Source organism: Gellertiella hungarica (genome assembly GCF_014197145.1).
Classification (GTDB): domain Bacteria; phylum Pseudomonadota; class Alphaproteobacteria; order Rhizobiales; family Rhizobiaceae; genus Gellertiella; species Gellertiella hungarica.
In genome coordinates, this window is sequence record NZ_JACIEZ010000011.1 from 1 (window position 1) to 18,975 (window position 18,975).

The window sequence follows — 18,975 nt, forward strand, 5'->3', positions numbered from 1 at the left end:
CTTCTCGAAAGTCATGACACGGTTCCTTCTCTGAGTTGCGCAGAATGATCTTAGCATCTCGCGCGACGGGTTCGGAGGGCCGTCCACATCATCAATTTACCCGCGTCTTGAAGGTGTTCCATCCACTGCTTGCCCTCAATCGCTCTAACCGAAAGGGCATTCGTGTCATTGCGCCATTTGCAGAATGATGCGCAATTGTCGCGGTATTTCTTCACGGTTCTCGGGGGCAGGGGTTTGGCGTTCTTCCCCCGCGCTCTTCGTTCCACCTCGTCATCAATAATTCGGTCGAACGAAACCGGCTCTTGAACTTCTTCCGGCGTGTCATCGAAATCGGCCAATAGCGGATGCTCTGGCTTACCGTTAAAAACGCCGTCATTGCGCTCTGCTTGTCGGGCTAGCGCCTCATAGGACGATACACAAAGCGCCATAGCTAATTCACGCCATTCCGGGGAACCGCGCTTAGCATCTGTCAAACCTGCGAGTTGGGCGCGTGCCAAGCGGAATCCGACAAGCTCTTCCAACTGCTCATTCGATAGCTTCCCAGCATAACCTTCCCGGAAGCCCACAACGTCTTCAGCCCCAAGGTCGAACTGCGCATACCGATGATCAAAGGCGCGAAACTCGGTATCGACGCTGATCTGACTAAGGTAATCGCGATGGGCGATTTGCTGAGCGGTCAAAGGGTAGGGCGCTGGCTTAGGTTTTGTGTTTGTGGCTTCGGCTAGCTTATGGCGGGCAATACCGATCTGCCTTTGAAGAGAGGCAACAGCCGCCGCGTGGTTCCTTTGGGCTTCGCGTTTGTCGCCGCCCAACTGAATCTCAAGCTCCGTTTTCCCATCAAGATAGGGCCGAAGCTCTTTCGGAACCACGATTCGCGCCGAATAACGGCCGTTGCGTTCTTTCCAGTGCCGAAGCTTGCCCGCCATGAGAGACCCATTTTTTTGTGACGCGTTTTGTGACGCAAGTATGGGCAAAAAGCCTTGCGGTGCAAGGGATATCAATCAAATCAATGGGAAGGAATGGTGGGCGATGAGAGACTCGAACTCCCGACATCTTCGGTGTAAACGAAGCGCTCTACCAACTGAGCTAATCGCCCGTCCGGGTGGCCGTTTCGGCCCCGCCGTTGCGGTGGCCGTGATCTATGCGGATCGGAGAAAAACCGCAAGAGCGTTTTTGCTGTTTTTGCGAAATTTTTTCATCGGCCAGGCCAAAGCCCCTGATTTTCAGGCCTTCCGCGCGGTGCGAAAAAAATCGCCTGCCGGGTCCTGGACCCTTTGCACCGCGAAGAGCGCAGCGATGCGGCGAATCTCCGCCGGTGTTTCGATTCACGGGGGAGGGAGGCCGTGTTCGAGTCGGTCTCACGTTGTCTCTGTCGCCCCGGCGGGCACAGATGCGAACCCGGATTCTTTTTTGCGCGGTGACCTGTCTCGTATGCGGTGGAGGATGATCCCGGTTCACAGGGTGTTTGGGCTTTTGACCCGGCCGGGTCGTCACAGGATTTTCACATGCCCGTCGATTATGTGCTTGAAACCTGCTTGACACCCACGAACGAACCCCTTAGTTAGCCGCTCATCGAACGGCGCGGGCCGGTCGTGACCGGAGGGAAGCGCTTGTTTCCTTGCGGTGTTCCAGAAAAGTGCGGGTGTAGCTCAGTCGGTTAGAGTGCCGGCCTGTCACGCCGGAGGTCGCGGGTTCGAGCCCCGTCACTCGCGCCACTTTTGGAAAGCCCGGTTGAGCCCCTCCAGGCTCTCCTACAAGATGCGCGGGTGTAGCTCAGTCGGTTAGAGTGCCGGCCTGTCACGCCGGAGGTCGCGGGTTCGAGCCCCGTCACTCGCGCCACTTCTTTTCCCCATGCAAGATGTTGCCATTACCACTTTTCGCCCTTGTGTGGCGGGGGTCGATCCTTACATGTCGACTAAATTCCGCTGGATTTTGAATGTCTTGTGTGCGTTGCACAAGCGTTAACGCCAGCGCCTTCGGTGCCGCAATGGAACGCTTTAAACGCAGCCTTCACCGTGCGTCGTAAGGTCTTAGAATTTAGCAGCATTTTCTCACGGCACGGATTCCCTAAATCGTGATAATCCGGTAGTGGTTGAAAAGCGCGCGCAAGCCTTGCGCTCCCGCGCGTGCTGCGCTAACGACAACCGCATTGTTATATTCTAATCGGCTTGCCGGCTCGTTCGAGTCGCTGGTGCCCGCAGGCACGAAGGCAAGCAGGGATGGACAAAATGACTGGTCTTCTCAGTTCCTACGTTCCGATCGCCATCTTCATAGGCATATCGCTGGTTATCGGCCTTGCCCTGCTGATCGCGCCGTTCGCCGTCGCATACAAGGCGCCCGATTCGGAAAAGCTCTCCGCTTACGAATGCGGCTTCAATGCCTTTGACGATGCGCGCATGAAGTTCGACATCCGCTTCTATCTGGTGTCGATCCTGTTCATCATCTTCGACCTCGAGGTGGCGTTCCTGTTCCCCTGGGCTGTATCCTTCAGCGCCATCGGCTGGTTCGGCTTCTGGTCCATGATGGTGTTCCTGGGCGTGCTGACCATCGGCTTTATCTATGAGTGGAAGAAGGGAGCTCTCGAATGGGAGTGATGGATGGAACCCTGGTTGCCCCGCAGCCCAAGGGCATTCTCGACCCTCGCACCGGCAAGCCTGTCGGCAGCGAAGATGCGTTTTTCGGCGAGATCAACAACGAGCTCGCCGACAAGGGCTTTCTGGTCACCTCCACGGACGAGCTGATCAACTGGGCCCGTACGGGCTCGTTGATGTGGATGACCTTCGGCCTGGCCTGCTGCGCCGTTGAAATGATGCAGATGTCCATGCCGCGCTACGATGCCGAGCGCTTCGGCTTTGCGCCGCGCGCTTCGCCGCGCCAGTCGGACGTGATGATCGTTGCCGGCACGCTGACCAACAAGATGGCGCCCGCGCTCCGCAAGGTCTATGACCAGATGCCCGAGCCGCGCTATGTGATCTCGATGGGCTCCTGCGCAAACGGCGGCGGCTATTACCATTATTCCTATTCCGTCGTGCGCGGCTGCGACCGCGTCGTGCCGGTGGATATCTATGTGCCGGGCTGTCCGCCCACGGCTGAGGCGCTCCTGTACGGCGTGCTTCTGCTGCAGAAGAAGATCCGCCGCACCGGCACGATCGAACGGTAAGGGCAGGGACGATCGATGAGCATTGAAGTGCTGAATACGCTCGCAACGGGGCTGCAGGAAGCAAAAGGCAACCTGATTGCTTCGGCAGACGTGAAGTACGGCGAACTGACGCTGGTCTCCACGCCCGAGAACCTGATTGCACTGCTGACGTTCCTCAGGGATGACGTGCGCTATGCGTTCGTCAACCTGATCGATGTCTGCGGGGTTGACTGGCCGGAGCGCGAAGAGCGCTTCGAGGTCGTCTACCATCTGCTTTCGCCGAAGCTGAACCAGCGGGTCCGCATCAAGGTTTCCGTTGCCGAGGACCAGCCGGTTCCCTCTGCGACGCCGGTCTTTCCGGGCGCAGACTGGTTCGAGCGCGAGACCTGGGACATGTACGGCATTCCCTTCACGGGGCATCCGGACCTGCGCCGCATTCTGACGGACTACGGTTTCGAGGGTCACCCGCTTCGCAAGGACTTCCCGCTGACCGGCTACGTCGAGGTTCGCTACGACGATGCGGCAAAGCGCGTGGTTTACGAACCGGTCGAACTGAAGCAGGAATTCCGTAACTTCGACTTCCTCAGCCCCTGGGAAGGCACCGACTACGTGCTGCCGGGTGACGAGAAGGCGGCGAAGTGACGATTGGCGGGAAGGGTGCCCCGACGGGCGCTCTTTATACGAACAAGATGACAAAGCGCGGGGCGCGTTGACATGAACGAACATAATGTCCGCAACTTCAACATCAATTTCGGGCCGCAGCATCCGGCTGCGCACGGCGTTCTGCGTCTTGTGCTGGAGCTTGACGGCGAAATTGTGGAGCGCGTGGACCCCCATATCGGGCTACTGCATCGCGGCACGGAAAAGCTGATCGAGGCGAAGACCTATCTTCAGGCGCTGCCCTATTTCGACCGCCTCGACTACGTGGCGCCGATGAACCAGGAGCATGCCTATTCGCTGGCGGTGGAGAAGCTGCTCGGCATCCAGATCCCCATCCGCGGCCAGCTGATCCGCGTGATGTACTCGGAGATCGGCCGCATTCTCTCGCATCTCCTGAACGTCACCACGCAGGCCATGGACGTCGGTGCTCTGACGCCGCCGCTGTGGGGCTTCGAGGAACGCGAAAAGCTGATGGTCTTCTACGAGCGCGCATCCGGTGCGCGCATGCATGCGGCCTATTTCCGTCCGGGCGGTGTCCATCAGGACCTTCCGCACGAGCTGGTCGAGGATATCGGCAAGTGGTGCGATCCCTTCCTGAAGACCCTGCAGGACATCGACGATCTGCTGACGCCGAACCGCATCTTCAAGCAGCGGAACGTCGATATCGGCGTCGTTGACCTGAAGGATGCATGGGCATGGGGCTTTTCGGGCGTGATGGTGCGGGGCTCGGGTGCTGCCTGGGACCTGCGCAAGTCGCAGCCCTATGAATGCTATGCCGATCTGGACTTCGACATCCCCGTGGGCAAGAACGGCGACTGCTACGACCGCTACCTGATCCGCATGATCGAAATGCGGGAATCGGTGAAGATCATCAAGCAGTGCGTCAATCGCCTGCTCGGCGACGCGAAGGTCGGCCCGGTTTCGTCGCTGGACGGCAAGGTCGTACCGCCGAAGCGCGGCGAGATGAAGCGGTCGATGGAATCGCTGATCCATCACTTCAAGCTCTACACCGAAGGCTACCACGTGCCCGAGGGCGAGGTTTATGCGGCAGTCGAGGCGCCGAAGGGCGAATTCGGCGTCTACCTCGTCTCCGACGGCACCAACAAGCCCTACCGCTGCAAGATCCGCGCCCCGGGCTATGCCCATCTGCAGGCGATGGATTTCCTGTGCCGCGGTCACCAGCTGGCGGACGTGTCCGCCGTACTTGGTTCGCTCGACATCGTGTTCGGCGAGGTGGACCGCTGATGCACCGGCTCCGCTCCGTCACGATCGGCCTCTGTCTTCTCGCCGCGCCTGCCTTTGCGCAGACGGCGGGCAGCAGCGATGGTGCCGTTCCCGACGATCAGGCCTCTGGCGGATCGACGGCAACGCCCGGCCAGGTCGCGACCATGTCGGAGCTCGTGCAGGATGGTTACGAGATCAAGGCGGCGGTGCCCTCGGGTACCGACAAGCTGATCATCTTTATGCAGAATGACAAGTCGGCCTATGCCTGCGAATTCACCAATCTGGCGAATACGCGGTGTGGATCCATAAATTGACAAGGCGTGAGGAAGAATGTCCGTTCGTCGACTAGCCGAAGACCAGTTCCAGCCCGCGACTTTCGCGTTCAACGCGGAAAACGCCGCCTGGGCTGAGGCCACCATCAAGAAATATCCGGAAGGCCGGGAACAATCGGCGGTCATTCCGCTGCTGATGCGCGCCCAGGAACAGGACGGCTGGGTGACCCGTGCTGCGATCGAGACCATCGCCGACATGCTCGGCATGGCCTATATCCGCGTGCTCGAGGTGGCCACCTTCTATACCCAGTTCCAGCTGAAGCCGGTCGGCACCCGCGCCCACGTGCAGGTCTGCGGCACGACGCCCTGCATGCTGCGCGGCGCGGAAGACCTCATCCGGGTCTGCAAGTCGAAGATCCATCCGGAACCCTTCCACACCAACGCCGACGGCACGCTGTCGTGGGAAGAGGTGGAATGTGCTGGCGCTTGCGTCAACGCGCCGATGGTGACGATCTTCAAGGACACCTACGAGGACCTGACGCCGACCCAGCTCGAGCACATCATCGATCGTTTCGAGGCCGGCCGTGGCGCGGACATCCGTCCGGGGCCGCAGAACGACCGCATCTATTCCGCACCGCAGGGCGGGCTCACCTCGCTGACCGAGGACACGGGCAAGCCGCCGCTGCAGGAAGCGCTTCTTGGCAAGTGGCAGTCCGCACCGGCGGCAGCCGTTTCCGTGCCCCCCGCCAATGCCGGCAAGCCGGACAGCTCGGCGGTGGAGACCAATCCGGCGCTGAAGACGCCCGCCGATGGCGAGACCGCCACGTCGGACGGCGCACCGGTGAAGCGGGCCCGAAAGAGCAAGTCGACCGAGGAGCTGCCCGCAAGCAGCGAGGCCCCCGTCGCCGACAAGCCGAAGGCCACCCGCAAGAAGAAGTCCGAAGACGAGCAGGCGTAACAAGAGGTAAGCATGTTAAAAGATCAGGATCGTATCTTTACCAACATCTATGGCCTCAAGGACAAGTCCCTGAAGGGCGCTATGGCGCGTGGCCACTGGGACGGTACCAAGCAACTGCTCGAGATGGGCCGTGACTGGATCATCAACGAGGTCAAGAATTCCGGCCTGCGCGGCCGTGGCGGTGCAGGCTTCCCGACGGGTCTGAAGTGGTCCTTCATGCCGAAGGAAAGCGACGGGCGTCCGCATTACCTGGTGGTCAATGCCGACGAGTCCGAACCCGGCACCTGCAAGGACCGCGAGATCATGCGCCATGATCCGCACACCCTCATCGAAGGCTGCGTCATCGCGTCCTTCGCGATGGGCGCGCATCATGCCTATATCTACGTGCGCGGCGAATTCATGCGCGAGCGCGAGGCGCTGCAGGCAGCGATCGACGAGTGCTACGAAGCCGGTCTGCTCGGCAAGAACAACAAGCTCGGCTACGATATCGACATCGTGGTTCACCACGGTGCCGGGGCCTATATCTGCGGCGAAGAAACCGCGCTGCTGGAAAGCCTCGAGGGCAAGAAGGGCCAGCCGCGCCTGAAGCCGCCGTTCCCGGCGAACATGGGTCTCTATGGCTGCCCGACAACCGTCAACAACGTCGAATCGATTGCCGTCACCCCGACCATCCTGCGTCGTGGTGCCGGCTGGTACGCCAGCTTCGGCCGTGCGAACAACACCGGCACCAAGCTCTTCTCCATCTCGGGCCACGTCAATCGCCCGTGCACGGTGGAAGAATCCATGTCGATCACCTTCGAGGAACTGATCGAGAAGCACTGCGGCGGCATCCGCGGCGGCTGGGACAACCTGCTGGCCGTGATCCCCGGTGGTTCTTCGGTTCCTTGCGTGCCGGGCGAACAGATCCGCAACGCCATCATGGATTATGACGGTCTGCGCGAGCTCGGCTCCGGTCTCGGCACTGCAGCCGTCATCGTCATGGACAAGTCGACGGATATCGTGAAGGCCATCTGGCGTCTGTCGGCCTTCTACAAGCACGAGAGCTGCGGCCAGTGCACCCCCTGCCGCGAAGGCACGGGCTGGATGATGCGCGTGATGGATCGCATGGTGAAGGGCAATGCCCAGAAGCGCGAGATCGACATGCTCTTCCAGGTGACGAAGCAGGTCGAAGGGCACACCATCTGTGCGCTCGGCGATGCGGCTGCCTGGCCGATCCAGGGTCTCATCAAGCATTTCCGTCCGGTGATGGAAGCGCGGATCGACGAATATACGCGCAACGCCGTGGCCCACGGCGTCGTGATGGAAGCGGCGGAGTAAGTCGGACATGGTCACGGACCGGGCGGACAAGGCTGGGATGGCAGGCGGGGAGGGCGAAGCTCTCAACGCAATGCTGTCCGGCGTTCCGCCCCTGGTCCTGCCGCCGCTGTTTGCGCCCTCCGCCGGAGCCTTCGCCGCAGCGACAGTCATGGGTCTCGGTTTTGCGAACCAGATGGCCGGGGCCTATCTCGGTTTCCTCAAGGGAGCCGTCGAGACGACCCGCCTGATGGCCGAGGTGATGGGGGCTCCCGAGCCGCAGGGCAACCTGCCCGAGGAAGTGCCTGTAGAAGCGTCCAAGGCCGTCGAAAAGCCTGCGAAGACAGCGACGATCCACGCGCTTCAGCCGCGCGCGGCAAAAACGGCAGTCGGTGCTTCGCAGCCGGCAGCGCGCAAGGCTCCGGCAAAGCCCGCTTCGGATAAGAAGGCAAAGCCGGCGAGCGGCAAGGTGACGGCAAAGCCGCCCGTGCGTGCCGATGAGCGGCCGGCGGCAACAGTCCGTGATCTGCGTTCCCTGCCCGGCATCGGCCCGAAGCTGGAAGCGATGCTGAAGGCGAGGGGCCTCGGCACGCTCGAAGCGATTGCGGCGCTGACGCCGGATGCAGCGGCCGCTTTGGACCGCGAACTCGGCCTCGACGGCCGGATCGAACGGGACCGGTGGATTGAAAAGGCCGCCGCTCTCGCGAGGGGATGAAATGGAAGCGGCCTTTCGGGGCCAGTAAGGACAGGCGGCAGGCCCGGAGCGACCGGACCGGCCGGGAACCGGGGACGGTTCAGGACAAGAAATGGTACCGGCTCGGGTCGGGGGCGAAAGCCCGCGGCGCGGGCCTGCTCGAAGATTGCGGCCAGGCCCGGCGGCAACGGCAAACAGGACTGAAGTTGAGACAATGGCAAAGCTGAAAGTTGACGGTAAAGAGATCGAGGTTCCGGATCATTTCACGCTTCTGCAAGCGTGCGAGGAAGCCGGTGCCGAAGTCCCGCGCTTCTGTTTTCATGAACGCCTCTCCGTGGCGGGTAACTGCCGCATGTGCCTTGTCGAGGTGAAGGGCGGACCGCCGAAGCCGGCAGCCTCCTGCGCCATGGGCGTGCGCGACATCCGCGGCGGCCCGAACGGCGAGCTGCCCGAGGTCTACACCAACACGCCCATGGTCAAGAAGGCCCGCGAAGGCGTGATGGAATTCCTGCTGATCAACCATCCGCTGGATTGTCCGATCTGCGACCAGGGCGGCGAATGCGACCTGCAGGACCAGGCCATGGCCTTCGGCATCGACAGCTCGCGCTACACGGAAGACAAGCGCGCCGTCGAGGACAAGTATATCGGGCCGCTGGTCAAGACCGAGATGAACCGCTGCATCCACTGCACGCGCTGCGTCCGCTTCACCACCGAAGTGGCCGGCATTGCCGAGCTCGGCCTCATCGGCCGCGGCGAAGATGCGGAAATCACCACCTATCTCGAGCAAGCGATGACCTCGGAGCTGCAGGGCAACGTCGTCGATCTCTGCCCGGTCGGAGCGCTCACCTCCAAGCCCTTCGCCTTCACGGCGCGCCCGTGGGAACTGGGCAAGACCGAGAGCATCGACGTGATGGACGCCCTCGGCTCCGCGATCCGCGTGGATACCCGCGGCCGCGAAGTCATGCGCATCATGCCGCGCGTCAACGAGCAGATCAACGAGGAGTGGATCTCCGACAAGTCGCGCTTCATCTGGGACGGGCTGAAGACCCAGCGTCTGGACCGCCCCTATGTGCGCCGCGACGGCCGCCTGCAGCCGGCAAGCTGGGCCGATGCCTTCGGCGCGATCAAGGCCGCCGTTTCCGCAACGACGGGTGACAAGATCGGCGCCATCGCCGGCGATCTGGCCTCCGTCGAGGAAATGTATGCGCTGCGCGAACTCATCCGCTCGCTCGGTTCCGAAAACCTCGACTGCCGCCAGGATGGTGCTGCGCTTTATCCGGTCCTCGGCCGCTCCACCTATCTGTTCAATGCGACCATCGAGGGCATCGAGCAGGCTGACGCATTGCTGATCGTCGGGGCAAATCCGCGCTTCGAGGCAGCCGTGCTGAACGCCCGCATCCGCAAGCGCTGGCGCCGTGGCGGCTTCCCGATCGGTGTGATCGGCGAAGGTGGCGAACTGCGTTATGACTACGATTACCTTGGCGCAGGCACCGACACGCTTTCGGATTTCGTCGCCGGAAACGGCAGCTTCGTCGAGAAGCTGAAGGCTGCCTCGCGGCCGCTGATCATCGTGGGCCAGGGCGCACTGACCGGCGTGAATGGCGCCGAGGTGCTTGCAAACGCTGCCAAGCTGGCCGTGGATGTCGGGACTATTACGGAAGGCTGGAACGGCTTCTCCGTCCTTCACACCGCTGCCTCGCGCGTCGGCGCCCTCGATCTCGGCTTCGTGCCGGGTGAGGGAGGCAAGAATGCCGCGGCGATGGTCGCGTCCATGGACGTGCTGTTCCTTCTCGGTGCGGACGAAGTCGATTTCTCGGCAAAGGGTGCGAAGTTCACGGTCTATATCGGCTCGCATGGTGACAATGGCGCCATGAATGCCGACGTCATCCTGCCGGCCGCCGCCTACACGGAAAAGTCGGGTACCTGGGTGAACACCGAAGGCCGGGTGCAGATGGGCAACCGTGCCAACTTCCCGCCGGGCGATGCCCGCGAGGACTGGGCGATCATCCGTGCGTTGTCCGATACGCTCGGCAAGCGCCTGCCGTTCGATTCGCTTCCCGCGCTTCGCAAGGCGCTCTACGCCGCGCATCCGCACTTCGCCGAGATCGACGAGATCGCTGCCGGCAATCCGGAAGACGTCATCGCGCTTTCGAAAAAAGCAGGGAAGATGTCTTCCTCCGGGTTTACCCCGGCGGTCAAAGACTTCTATTTGACGAACCCGATCGCACGCGCCTCCAAGGTGATGGCCGAGTGCTCGGCATTGGCCCGCAACAATTTCAAGGCTGCGGCAGAGTAAGGGCAGAAAAGCATGGATACCTTCGTTTCTACCTATGTCTGGCCGGCGGTCATCATGGTCGCCCAGTCGCTCCTGCTGCTGGTCTGCCTGCTGCTGCTGATCGCCTACTTCCTGCTGGCCGACCGCAAGATCTGGGCTGCCGTGCAGCTGCGCCGCGGGCCGAACGTCGTCGGCCCCTGGGGTCTCTTCCAGTCCTTCGCCGACCTTCTGAAGTTCGTGTTCAAGGAGCCCGTCATTCCGGCAGGTGCCAACAAGGGCGTGTTCCTGCTCGCCCCGCTCGTTGCGGTCACGCTGGCGCTCGCCACCTGGGCGGTCGTGCCGCTGAATGCCGGCTGGGTGATGGCCAACATCAATGTCGGCATCCTCTACGTTTTCGCCATTTCCTCGCTGGAGGTCTACGGCATCATCATGGGCGGATGGGCTTCGAACTCGAAGTATCCGTTCCTGGGCGCGCTGCGTTCCGCCGCGCAGATGGTCTCCTACGAAGTCTCCATCGGCTTCGTGATCGTGACCGTTCTTCTGTGCGTCGGCTCGCTCAACCTGACAGACATCGTGATGGCGCAGCATGACGGTCTCGGCACGCGCCTCGGGCTGCCGGCCTCGTTCCTTGACTGGCACTGGCTGTCGCTGTTCCCGATGTTCATCATCTTCTTCATCTCGGCACTGGCCGAGACGAACCGCCCGCCCTTCGATCTTCCGGAAGCGGAATCGGAGCTGGTGGCCGGCTTCATGGTGGAATACGGCTCCACCCCGTACATGATGTTCATGCTGGGCGAATACTCGGCCATCGTGCTGATGTGCGCCCTCACGACGATCCTCTTCCTGGGCGGCTGGCTGCCCCCGGTCGACGTGTGGTTCCTGAACTGGGTGCCGGGTATCGTCTGGTTCCTGATCAAGGCCTCGCTGGTCTTCTTCATGTTCGCCATGGTGAAGGCATTCGTGCCGCGCTACCGCTACGACCAGCTGATGCGGCTGGGCTGGAAGGTGTTCCTGCCCATTTCGCTCGCCATGGTCATCATCACTGCATTCGTTCTGAAGTTCATGGGCTGGGCATGAAGATGCCCGCTTGCCTGAACTCAAGACTTGGAGGTTTTCGATGGCTGCTCTAGGACGCGCTATCAACTCATTGTTCCTGAAGGAGTTCGTCGGCGCCTTCGTGCTGTCGATGCGCTACTTCTTCAAGCCCAAGGCGACGGTGAACTATCCCTTCGAGAAGGGACCGGTTTCCCCGCGCTTCCGTGGCGAACACGCACTGCGCCGCTATCCCAACGGCGAAGAGCGCTGCATTGCCTGCAAGCTGTGCGAGGCGATCTGTCCCGCTCAGGCCATCACCATCGAGGCCGGCCCGCGCCGCAATGACGGCACCCGCCGTACGGTGCGCTACGACATCGACATGGTGAAGTGCATCTATTGCGGCTTCTGCCAGGAGGCATGCCCCGTCGACGCGATCGTGGAAGGCCCGAACTTCGAGTTCGCGACCGAGACCCGCGAGGAGCTCTACTTCGACAAGCAGCGCCTGCTCGACAACGGCGACCGCTGGGAGCGGGAAATCGCCCGCAATATCGCAAAGGACGCTCCCTACCGCTGAGGCAGGTGGCTTCCAGGCGGCTCTGACCCAGGGTTCAGGGCCGCATCCTAGTCAATAAAGAGGGATGCGCCGGATGGCCGGTGCATGCCCGGCGGGCGAGGGGACCATGGTCTCCGGCACCCGGGGGAAGATGAAAAAGGCACCAACATGGGTCTTCAGGCTCTTTTTTTCTATCTTTTCGCCTTTGTCGCGATTGCGTCGGCGTTCATGGTCATCTGGGCGCGGAACCCGGTCCACTCGGTCCTGTTCCTCATCCTGACCTTCTTCAATGCGGCGGGCCTCTTCCTGCTCACGGGCGCTGAATTCCTGGCGATGATCCTGCTGGTGGTCTATGTCGGCGCGGTGGCGGTTCTCTTCCTCTTCGTGGTGATGATGCTCGACATCGACTTCACGAAGCTGCGGTCCACGGCGCTGGAATATGCCCCGGTCGGTGCCCTGATCGGCCTTATCCTTGCGGCGGAGCTGATCGTGGTCATCGGTGGCAGCGTGATCTCGCCGGAGATCGGCAAGTCGATCGCCAATCCGATCCCGGATCTCGCCACCCGCACCAATACGGCCGCGCTCGGCGACCAGCTCTATACAACCTATGTCTACTTCTTCCAGATCGCAGGCCTGGTACTGCTCGTCGCGATGATCGGTGCCATCGTTCTCACGCTGCGCCATCGCACGAACATCAAGCGGCAGGACATCGCCACCCAGGTCGCCCGCACGCCGGAAACCGCCGTCGAGGTGGTGAAGGTCAAGCCGGGGCAGGGGCTCTGAGGAGCGGAAAGGTCAAGGAAACAAGCACATGGAAATCGGTCTTTCCCATTATCTCACCGTCAGCGCCATTCTCTTCACGCTCGGCGTTTTCGGCATCTTCCTGAACCGGAAGAACGTGATCATCATTCTGATGTCGGTGGAACTCATCCTTCTGTCCGTGAACATCAACATGGTGGCCTTCTCCTCCTTCCTGAATGACCTGACGGGTCAGGTCTTCGCCCTCTTCATCCTGACCGTCGCCGCCGCCGAAGCGGCGATCGGCCTTGCAATTCTCGTGGTCTTCTATCGCAACCGCGGATCCATCGCGGTGGAAGACATCAATATGATGAAAGGCTAACGGCTCATGCTTCTCTACAAGGCTATTGTCTTTCTTCCGCTGATCGGCGCGATCATTGCCGGCCTGTTCGGCCGCGCGATCGGTGCCAAGGCCTCCGAATATGTCACCACCGGCCTTATGATGGTCGTGGCGGTGCTGTCCTGGATCGTCTTCATCAATGTGGGCTTCGGCGCCCATGGCGAAGGCGAGGGCATGATCAAGGTCGACGTGCTGCGCTGGATCCAGTCGGGCGGCATCGACGTCGCCTGGTCGCTGCGCATCGACACGCTGACCGCCGTGATGCTGGTGGTGGTGAACTCCGTTTCGTGCCTCGTCCACCTCTACTCGATCGGCTACATGCATACCGATCCGCATCGTCCGCGCTTCTTCTCCTACCTGTCGCTGTTCACCTTCGCGATGCTGATGCTGGTGACGTCCGACAATCTGCTGCAGATGTTCTTCGGCTGGGAAGGCGTGGGTCTGGCGTCCTACCTGCTGATCGGCTTCTGGTTCAAGAAGCCCTCGGCAACTGCCGCCGCCATGAAGGCCTTCATCGTCAACCGCGTCGGCGACTTCGGCTTCGTGCTGGGCATTTCCGGCGTATTCGTGCTGTTCGGTTCGATCAACTTCGACACCATCTTCTCGGCTGCTGCCACCTATGTCCCGGCAGAAGGCGCCGCGAATGCATCCGACGTGGTGATCAACCTCTTCGGCATGCAGCTGGACAAGGCGCATGCGCTCACCGCGGTCTGCCTGCTGCTGTTCATGGGCGCCATGGGCAAGTCGGCGCAGTTCCTGCTCCACACCTGGCTGCCGGACGCCATGGAAGGCCCGACCCCGGTTTCGGCGCTGATCCATGCCGCGACCATGGTTACCGCCGGTGTCTTCCTCGTGGCCCGCATGTCGCCGATCTTCGAACACAGCCATGACGCGCTCACCGTCGTGACGCTGATCGGAGCAATCACAGCCTTCTTCGCGGCCACCGTCGGCCTGGTGCAGAACGACATCAAGCGCGTCATCGCCTATTCGACCTGCTCGCAGCTCGGCTACATGTTCGTGTCGCTCGGTGTGGGTGCCTATGGTGCCGCCGTGTTCCACCTGTTTACCCACGCCTTCTTCAAGGCGCTGCTGTTCCTCGGTGCCGGCTCGGTCATCCATGCGATGCACCACGAGCAGGACATGCGCTTCATGGGCGGCCTTCGCTCCAAGATCCCGGTCACCTTCTGGACCATGGTCATCGGCACGCTCGCCATCACCGGCGTCGGCATTCCCGGCACGGAGTTCGGCTTCGCGGGCTTCCTCTCGAAGGATGCCATCATCGAAAGCGCCTTCGCGTCCGAGCTGCCGGTTGCCCGCTTTGCCTTCTGGCTGCTGGTGATTGCCGCTCTGTTCACGAGCTTCTACTCCTGGCGCTTGATCTTCCTGACCTTCTTCGGCCATACCCGTGCGGATCACCACACCTTCGATCACGCCCACGAGAGCCCGAAGGTCATGCTGCTGCCGCTCTTCATCCTGTCCGCGGGTGCGATCCTCGCCGGCATGGTGTTCTACGGCTACTTCGTCGGCGAGGAGCAGGCGGAGTTCTGGAGGGGCGCTCTCTTCTACGGTCCGGAAAACCACATTCTCGAGGAAGCGCACCATGTGCCGTTCATCGTGAAGGCCTCGCCCTTCATCGTGATGGTCATCGGCTTCCTGCTGGCCTGGTACATGTACATCAAGTCGCCCTCCACGCCGAAGGTGCTCGCGACCCAGCATCGCGCGCTCTACAACTTCCTTCTCAACAAGTGGTACTTCGACGAGCTCTATGACCTCCTCTTCGTCCGCTCCGCCAAGGCTCTTGGCCGGTTCTTCTGGAAGAAGGGCGATGTGGGCTTCATCGATGCCTACGGTCCGAACGGCGTTGCCGCCCGGGTGGTCGACGTGACCAACCGCATGGTTCGCCTGCAGTCGGGCTACCTCTACCACTATGCCTTCGCAATGCTTGTCGGCATTGCGGCCCTCGTTACCTGGATGATGCTCGGGAGTTCCTTCTGATGACCGATTGGCCCATTCTCTCAACGGTCACGTTCCTGCCGCTCGTCGGCGTGGTGCTGCTGCTTCTCATGCGGGAAGACGGCGCGAACGGTCGCCGCAATATCCTGAACATCTCGCTGCTGACGACGGTGGCGACGTTCCTGCTGTCGCTGCTCATCTGGTACGGGTTCGACAGCAGCAACCCCGGCTTCCAGATGGTGGAAGAGCATGCTTGGCTCGGCACCGGCATCGGCTACCGCGTCGGCGTCGATGGCATCTCGATGCTGTTCGTCATCCTGTCCACCTTCCTCATGCCCTTCTGCGTTCTCGCGAGCTGGAACTCGATCGAGCATCGCCTGAAGGAATACATGATCGCCTTCCTCATCCTGGAAGTGCTGATGGTCGGCGTGTTCGTGTCGCTCGACATCGTTCTCTTCTACGTGTTCTTCGAAGCCGGCCTCATCCCGATGTTCATCATCATCGGCGTCTGGGGCGGCAAGGATCGCGTCTACGCCTCCTACAAGTTCTTCCTCTACACGCTGCTCGGTTCGGTGCTGATGCTGCTTGCCATCATGGCCATGTACTGGGATGCCGGTACCACGGACATCACCAAGCTGCTGGCGCATGACTTCCCGGCGCATATGCAGACCTGGCTCTGGCTTGCCTTCTTCGCCTCCTTTGCCGTGAAGATGCCGATGTGGCCGGTCCATACCTGGCTTCCCGACGCCCACGTGCAGGCACCGACGGCAGGCTCGGTCATTCTGGCAGGCATCCTGCTGAAGCTCGGCGGCTACGGCCTCCTGCGCTTCTCGCTGCCGATGTTCCCGCTCGCCTCGGATTTCTTCGCGCCGATGGTCTTCGCGCTGTCCGTCATTGCGATCATCTACACCTCGCTGGTGGCGATGATGCAGGAAGACATCAAGAAGCTCATTGCCTACTCGTCCGTCGCGCACATGGGCTACGTGACCATGGGCATCTTCGCGGCGAACCAGCAGGGCGTGCAGGGTGCGATCTTCCAGATGATCAGCCACGGCTTCGTCTCCGGCGCGCTCTTCCTCTGCGTCGGCGTGATCTACGACCGCACCCATACCCGCGAAATCGCGGCCTATGGCGGCCTCGTCAACAACATGCCGAAATACGCGCTCGCCTTCATGGTCTTCACCATGGCCAATGTGGGCCTGCCGGGCACCTCGGGCTTCATCGGCGAATTCCTGACGCTGGTGGGTGCCTTCCGCGCCAATACCTTCGTCGCGCTCTTCGCCGCGACCGGCGTCATCCTTTCGGCAGCCTATGCGCTGTGGCTCTACCGCCGCGTCGTGTTCGGTGCGCTCGAAAAGGAAAGCCTGAAGAGCCTGCTCGATCTTTCCGCCCGCGAGAAGCTGGTTCTCTACCCGCTGATCGCTGCAACCATCTTCTTCGGCGTCTATCCGGCGCCCATCTTTGACGCCACCGCCGCTTCGGTCGACCAGCTGGTCAACCATTATGCGGCGGCGGTCGAGGCCGCCCACAAGGTGGCGGCTCTGGTGAATTGAGGACAGGACTTCTGGACATGATTGCTGAAACACTCACCGCTAGTCTGCATCTCACCTCACCGGAACTGATCCTCGGCATCGGCGCTCTGGTGCTGCTGATGATCGGCGTCTTTGCCGGACCGAAGTCTGCCGGACTGGTCAATACCCTGGCCATCCTCCTGCTGGTCGGCGTGATGGGCTGGATCTATGTCACGCCGCTCGAGGGACTTGCCTTCGGCGGGGTGTTCAAGGCCGACGCCTTCGCCCGCTACATGAAGATTGCCGCGCTCTTTGCAGCGGCGGTCTCGCTCTTCATGGCCGCCGTGCGCGCAAAGGCGGAGCAGCTCGACCAGTTCGAGTTTCCTGTCCTCGTCGTCCTGGCGACGCTCGGCATGATGCTGATGATCTCGGCCAACAACCTGATCTCGGTCTACATGGGGCTCGAGCTCCAGTCGCTGGCGCTCTACGTCCTTGCCGCGATCAACCGCGACAATGTCCGCTCCACGGAGGCCGGCCTCAAGTACTTCGTGCTGGGTGCGCTGTCTTCCGGCATGATGCTTTACGGCATGTCGCTGGTCTATGGCTTCACCGGCAACACCGGCTTCACCGAAATTGCGGCGGCCCTCTCGTCCGAAACCCGCTCGCTGGGCTTTGTCTTCGGTCTCGTCTTCGTGCTGTCCGGCTTTGCCTTCAAGATCTCTGCCGTGCCGTTCCACATGTGGACGCCCGACGTCTATGAAGGTGCGCCGACCCCGGTCACCGCCTTCTTTGCCGGCGCACCGAAGATCGCGGCCATCGCCATGCTCACCCGCATCGTGCTGTCCGCCTTCGATCCGGTCTTCCACGACTGGCAGCAGGTCATCGTCTTCATCTCGATCGCCTCGATGATCCTCGGCTCCTTCGCAGCCATCGGGCAGAAGAACATCAAGCGACTGATGGCCTATTCCTCGATCGGCCACATGGGCTATGCGCTTGTTGGCCTTGCCGCGCACAATCAGACCGGTGTGTCCGGCCTGGTCATCTACATGACGATCTATATCGCCATGACGCTCGGCACCTTCGCCATCATCATGTCCATGCGGAACGCAGAAGGTCAGCCCTCGGAGAACATCGACGATCTCGCCGGTCTGTCCTCCAGCAATCCCTTCATGGCGCTCATCCTGACGCTGCTGATGTTCTCGCTCGCCGGTATTCCGCCGCTCGCAGGCTTCTTCGCGAAGTACTTTGTCTTCGTGGCTGCCATCGAGGCAAAGCTCTATGCGCTTGCGATCATCGGCGTGCTGGCATCCGTCGTGGGTGCCTACTACTACCTTCGCGTCATCAAGGTGATGTGGTTCGATCAGCCGAGGGGCGGCTTTGCCCCCGCGTCTGCCGGCCTCAAGCTGGTCTACGGCCTCTCCGGCCTGTTCGTCACGGCCTACGTACTGTTCGGCGGCATGCTGGGCACTGCGGCTGACGTAGCGGCAAAAGCACTGTTTTGACAGGCTTTCACGGATATCGACGGGACCCGCTCGGCGGGTTCCGTCATGAAGCGCTCGCGGAGGTCGGCTCGACCAACTCGGAGTGCATGGCACGCGCGCGGGAAGGCGATCCCGGCAAGCTGTGGATCACGGCGGACCGCCAGACGGGCGGTCGTGGCCGCCGCGGGCGCAGCTGGGTCTCCGAGCCCGGAAATCTCTACGCTTCCCTGCTTCTCATCGACCCTGCGCCCCTGCCGGCCCTTGCATCCCTGCCACTGGCCGTCGCCGTCGCCGTCCACGAGGCGGTTCGTCGGGCGATGAAGCCGGGCGGCGAGGCGCTGGAGATCAAGTGGCCGAACGACCTTCTCATCGGACGCAAGAAGACGAGCGGCATTCTTCTCGAGGGCGAAAAGCTTGCCGACGGGCGCTACGCGCTTGTCATCGGCATCGGGGTCAATATTGCCTTCAAGCCGGAGGGCACGCCTTATCCGGCGACTTGCCTTGCGGATCACGGCATCCATATCTCCCCCGCAGAGCTGTTTGCCTATCTTTTCGAGTCCATGGCCTCTATGCTGGCGATCTGGGATCAGGGCGCGGGGATAGCCGCAGTCGTGTCGCGATGGCGCGAGCATGCATGCGGCATCGGCGAACGGATAACGGTCAACCTGCCCGACCGGTCCCTGGCCGGCGTTTTCGCCGGCATCGGTGCGGATGGCGTGTTGATGCTCGATACCGGGGCGGGCGGCACGATACCGGTCGCGGCCGGTGATGTATTTTTCGGATGACAGG

General features: G+C 61.8%; 18 protein-coding genes and 3 tRNA genes. 19 read left to right on the forward strand and 2 right to left on the reverse strand.

Annotation, left to right across the window (positions count from 1 at the left end; translation table 11 throughout):
* Positions 1-50: 50 nt before the first annotated feature.
* Both GGR23_RS19180 and GGR23_RS19185 read right to left on the reverse strand, forming a co-directional pair.
* Positions 51-926, reverse strand: coding sequence for a DUF6538 domain-containing protein (locus tag GGR23_RS19180; RefSeq protein WP_183367940.1), 876 nt, complete (start codon positions 924-926; stop codon positions 51-53).
* A gap of 94 nt (positions 927-1,020) precedes the next feature.
* A tRNA-Val gene (locus GGR23_RS19185) sits at positions 1,021-1,096 on the reverse strand.
* A 542-nt stretch (positions 1,097-1,638) separates the two neighbouring features.
* On the opposite strand from GGR23_RS19185, the gene GGR23_RS19190 reads away from it, so the two are divergent.
* The 19 genes from GGR23_RS19190 (at position 1,639) to GGR23_RS19280 (ending at position 18,971) form a co-directional block, all read left to right on the forward strand.
* Positions 1,639-1,715, forward strand: a tRNA-Asp gene (locus tag GGR23_RS19190).
* 47 nt (positions 1,716-1,762) lie between these two features.
* Positions 1,763-1,839: transfer RNA gene (locus tag GGR23_RS19195), tRNA-Asp, on the forward strand.
* 389 nt (positions 1,840-2,228) lie between these two features.
* Positions 2,229-2,594 carry an NADH-quinone oxidoreductase subunit A gene (locus GGR23_RS19200; protein ID WP_183367941.1) on the forward strand — a complete coding sequence of 122 codons (366 nt, stop codon included), beginning with the start codon at positions 2,229-2,231 and terminating at the stop codon, positions 2,592-2,594.
* A complete protein-coding gene (locus tag GGR23_RS19205) occupies positions 2,585-3,160 on the forward strand; it encodes a NuoB/complex I 20 kDa subunit family protein (RefSeq protein ID WP_183367942.1) in 576 nt (191 codons plus the stop codon). The genes GGR23_RS19200 and GGR23_RS19205 overlap by 10 nt, the downstream gene beginning before the upstream one ends.
* 15 nt (positions 3,161-3,175) lie before the next feature.
* Positions 3,176-3,781, forward strand: coding sequence for an NADH-quinone oxidoreductase subunit C (locus GGR23_RS19210; protein WP_183367943.1), 606 nt, complete (start codon positions 3,176-3,178; stop codon positions 3,779-3,781).
* A gap of 72 nt (positions 3,782-3,853) precedes the next feature.
* Positions 3,854-5,044 (forward strand): NADH-quinone oxidoreductase subunit D, encoded by a 1,191-nt coding sequence (locus GGR23_RS19215; RefSeq protein ID WP_183367944.1) that lies wholly within the window; start codon positions 3,854-3,856, stop codon positions 5,042-5,044.
* Entirely contained in the window at positions 5,044-5,337 is a 294-nt protein-coding gene (locus GGR23_RS19220) for a hypothetical protein (RefSeq protein ID WP_183367945.1), read from the forward strand. Before GGR23_RS19215 ends, GGR23_RS19220 begins: the two co-directional genes overlap by 1 nt.
* Positions 5,338-5,353: 16 nt before the next feature.
* Positions 5,354-6,253: an NADH-quinone oxidoreductase subunit NuoE gene (nuoE, locus tag GGR23_RS19225; protein ID WP_183367946.1), complete on the forward strand. Its 900-nt coding sequence runs from the start codon at positions 5,354-5,356 to the stop codon at positions 6,251-6,253.
* Positions 6,254-6,265: 12 nt separating this feature from the next.
* On the forward strand, positions 6,266-7,570 hold the full coding sequence (gene nuoF / locus GGR23_RS19230; protein ID WP_183367947.1) for an NADH-quinone oxidoreductase subunit NuoF: 1,305 nt from the start codon (positions 6,266-6,268) through the stop codon (positions 7,568-7,570).
* Between the two features lie 7 nt (positions 7,571-7,577).
* Positions 7,578-8,261: an NADH-quinone oxidoreductase subunit E gene (locus GGR23_RS19235; RefSeq protein ID WP_183367948.1), complete on the forward strand. Its 684-nt coding sequence runs from the start codon at positions 7,578-7,580 to the stop codon at positions 8,259-8,261.
* Between the two features lie 193 nt (positions 8,262-8,454).
* Positions 8,455-10,536: an NADH-quinone oxidoreductase subunit NuoG gene (gene nuoG, locus GGR23_RS19240; RefSeq protein ID WP_183367949.1), complete on the forward strand. Its 2,082-nt coding sequence runs from the start codon at positions 8,455-8,457 to the stop codon at positions 10,534-10,536.
* A 12-nt stretch (positions 10,537-10,548) separates the two neighbouring features.
* The gene (gene nuoH / locus GGR23_RS19245; RefSeq protein ID WP_183367950.1) at positions 10,549-11,592 is read left to right on the forward strand and encodes an NADH-quinone oxidoreductase subunit NuoH; all 1,044 of its coding nucleotides are present in this window, start codon (positions 10,549-10,551) and stop codon (positions 11,590-11,592) included.
* Positions 11,593-11,632: 40 nt separating this feature from the next.
* The gene (gene nuoI / locus GGR23_RS19250) at positions 11,633-12,124 is read left to right on the forward strand and encodes an NADH-quinone oxidoreductase subunit NuoI (RefSeq protein ID WP_183367951.1); all 492 of its coding nucleotides are present in this window, start codon (positions 11,633-11,635) and stop codon (positions 12,122-12,124) included.
* A 147-nt stretch (positions 12,125-12,271) separates the two neighbouring features.
* Positions 12,272-12,886, forward strand: coding sequence for an NADH-quinone oxidoreductase subunit J (locus GGR23_RS19255; protein ID WP_183367952.1), 615 nt, complete (start codon positions 12,272-12,274; stop codon positions 12,884-12,886).
* Between the two features lie 28 nt (positions 12,887-12,914).
* Positions 12,915-13,223, forward strand: a complete 309-nt coding sequence (gene nuoK / locus GGR23_RS19260; protein ID WP_183367953.1) for an NADH-quinone oxidoreductase subunit NuoK — start codon at positions 12,915-12,917, stop codon at positions 13,221-13,223.
* Positions 13,224-13,229: 6 nt separating this feature from the next.
* Positions 13,230-15,236, forward strand: coding sequence for an NADH-quinone oxidoreductase subunit L (nuoL, locus tag GGR23_RS19265; RefSeq protein ID WP_183367954.1), 2,007 nt, complete (start codon positions 13,230-13,232; stop codon positions 15,234-15,236).
* Positions 15,236-16,747, forward strand: a complete 1,512-nt coding sequence (locus GGR23_RS19270; RefSeq protein ID WP_183367955.1) for an NADH-quinone oxidoreductase subunit M — start codon at positions 15,236-15,238, stop codon at positions 16,745-16,747. The genes nuoL and GGR23_RS19270 overlap by 1 nt, the downstream gene beginning before the upstream one ends.
* Before the next feature lie 17 nt (positions 16,748-16,764).
* Positions 16,765-18,207 carry an NADH-quinone oxidoreductase subunit NuoN gene (nuoN, locus tag GGR23_RS19275; protein WP_183367956.1) on the forward strand — a complete coding sequence of 481 codons (1,443 nt, stop codon included), beginning with the start codon at positions 16,765-16,767 and terminating at the stop codon, positions 18,205-18,207.
* Positions 18,204-18,971 carry a biotin--[acetyl-CoA-carboxylase] ligase gene (locus GGR23_RS19280; protein ID WP_183367957.1) on the forward strand — a complete coding sequence of 256 codons (768 nt, stop codon included), beginning with the start codon at positions 18,204-18,206 and terminating at the stop codon, positions 18,969-18,971. Before nuoN ends, GGR23_RS19280 begins: the two co-directional genes overlap by 4 nt.
* The last annotated feature ends 4 nt before the right edge of the window (positions 18,972-18,975 follow it).

What these genes read in the sequence shown, in the direction of transcription:
- GGR23_RS19180 (WP_183367940.1), bottom strand. Translation starts at nt 926, where the DNA reads ATGGCGGGCAAGCTTCGGCACTGGAAAGAACGCAACGGCCGTTATTCG.
- GGR23_RS19200 (WP_183367941.1), top strand. Translation starts at nt 2,229, where the DNA reads ATGACTGGTCTTCTCAGTTCCTACGTTCCGATCGCCATCTTCATAGGC.
- GGR23_RS19205 (WP_183367942.1), top strand. Translation starts at nt 2,585, where the DNA reads ATGGGAGTGATGGATGGAACCCTGGTTGCCCCGCAGCCCAAGGGCATT.
- GGR23_RS19210 (WP_183367943.1), top strand. Translation starts at nt 3,176, where the DNA reads ATGAGCATTGAAGTGCTGAATACGCTCGCAACGGGGCTGCAGGAAGCA.
- GGR23_RS19215 (WP_183367944.1), top strand. Translation starts at nt 3,854, where the DNA reads ATGAACGAACATAATGTCCGCAACTTCAACATCAATTTCGGGCCGCAG.
- GGR23_RS19220 (WP_183367945.1), top strand. Translation starts at nt 5,044, where the DNA reads ATGCACCGGCTCCGCTCCGTCACGATCGGCCTCTGTCTTCTCGCCGCG.
- nuoE (WP_183367946.1), top strand. Translation starts at nt 5,354, where the DNA reads ATGTCCGTTCGTCGACTAGCCGAAGACCAGTTCCAGCCCGCGACTTTC.
- nuoF (WP_183367947.1), top strand. Translation starts at nt 6,266, where the DNA reads ATGTTAAAAGATCAGGATCGTATCTTTACCAACATCTATGGCCTCAAG.
- GGR23_RS19235 (WP_183367948.1), top strand. Translation starts at nt 7,578, where the DNA reads ATGGTCACGGACCGGGCGGACAAGGCTGGGATGGCAGGCGGGGAGGGC.
- nuoG (WP_183367949.1), top strand. Translation starts at nt 8,455, where the DNA reads ATGGCAAAGCTGAAAGTTGACGGTAAAGAGATCGAGGTTCCGGATCAT.
- nuoH (WP_183367950.1), top strand. Translation starts at nt 10,549, where the DNA reads ATGGATACCTTCGTTTCTACCTATGTCTGGCCGGCGGTCATCATGGTC.
- nuoI (WP_183367951.1), top strand. Translation starts at nt 11,633, where the DNA reads ATGGCTGCTCTAGGACGCGCTATCAACTCATTGTTCCTGAAGGAGTTC.
- GGR23_RS19255 (WP_183367952.1), top strand. Translation starts at nt 12,272, where the DNA reads ATGGGTCTTCAGGCTCTTTTTTTCTATCTTTTCGCCTTTGTCGCGATT.
- nuoK (WP_183367953.1), top strand. Translation starts at nt 12,915, where the DNA reads ATGGAAATCGGTCTTTCCCATTATCTCACCGTCAGCGCCATTCTCTTC.
- nuoL (WP_183367954.1), top strand. Translation starts at nt 13,230, where the DNA reads ATGCTTCTCTACAAGGCTATTGTCTTTCTTCCGCTGATCGGCGCGATC.
- GGR23_RS19270 (WP_183367955.1), top strand. Translation starts at nt 15,236, where the DNA reads ATGACCGATTGGCCCATTCTCTCAACGGTCACGTTCCTGCCGCTCGTC.
- nuoN (WP_183367956.1), top strand. Translation starts at nt 16,765, where the DNA reads ATGATTGCTGAAACACTCACCGCTAGTCTGCATCTCACCTCACCGGAA.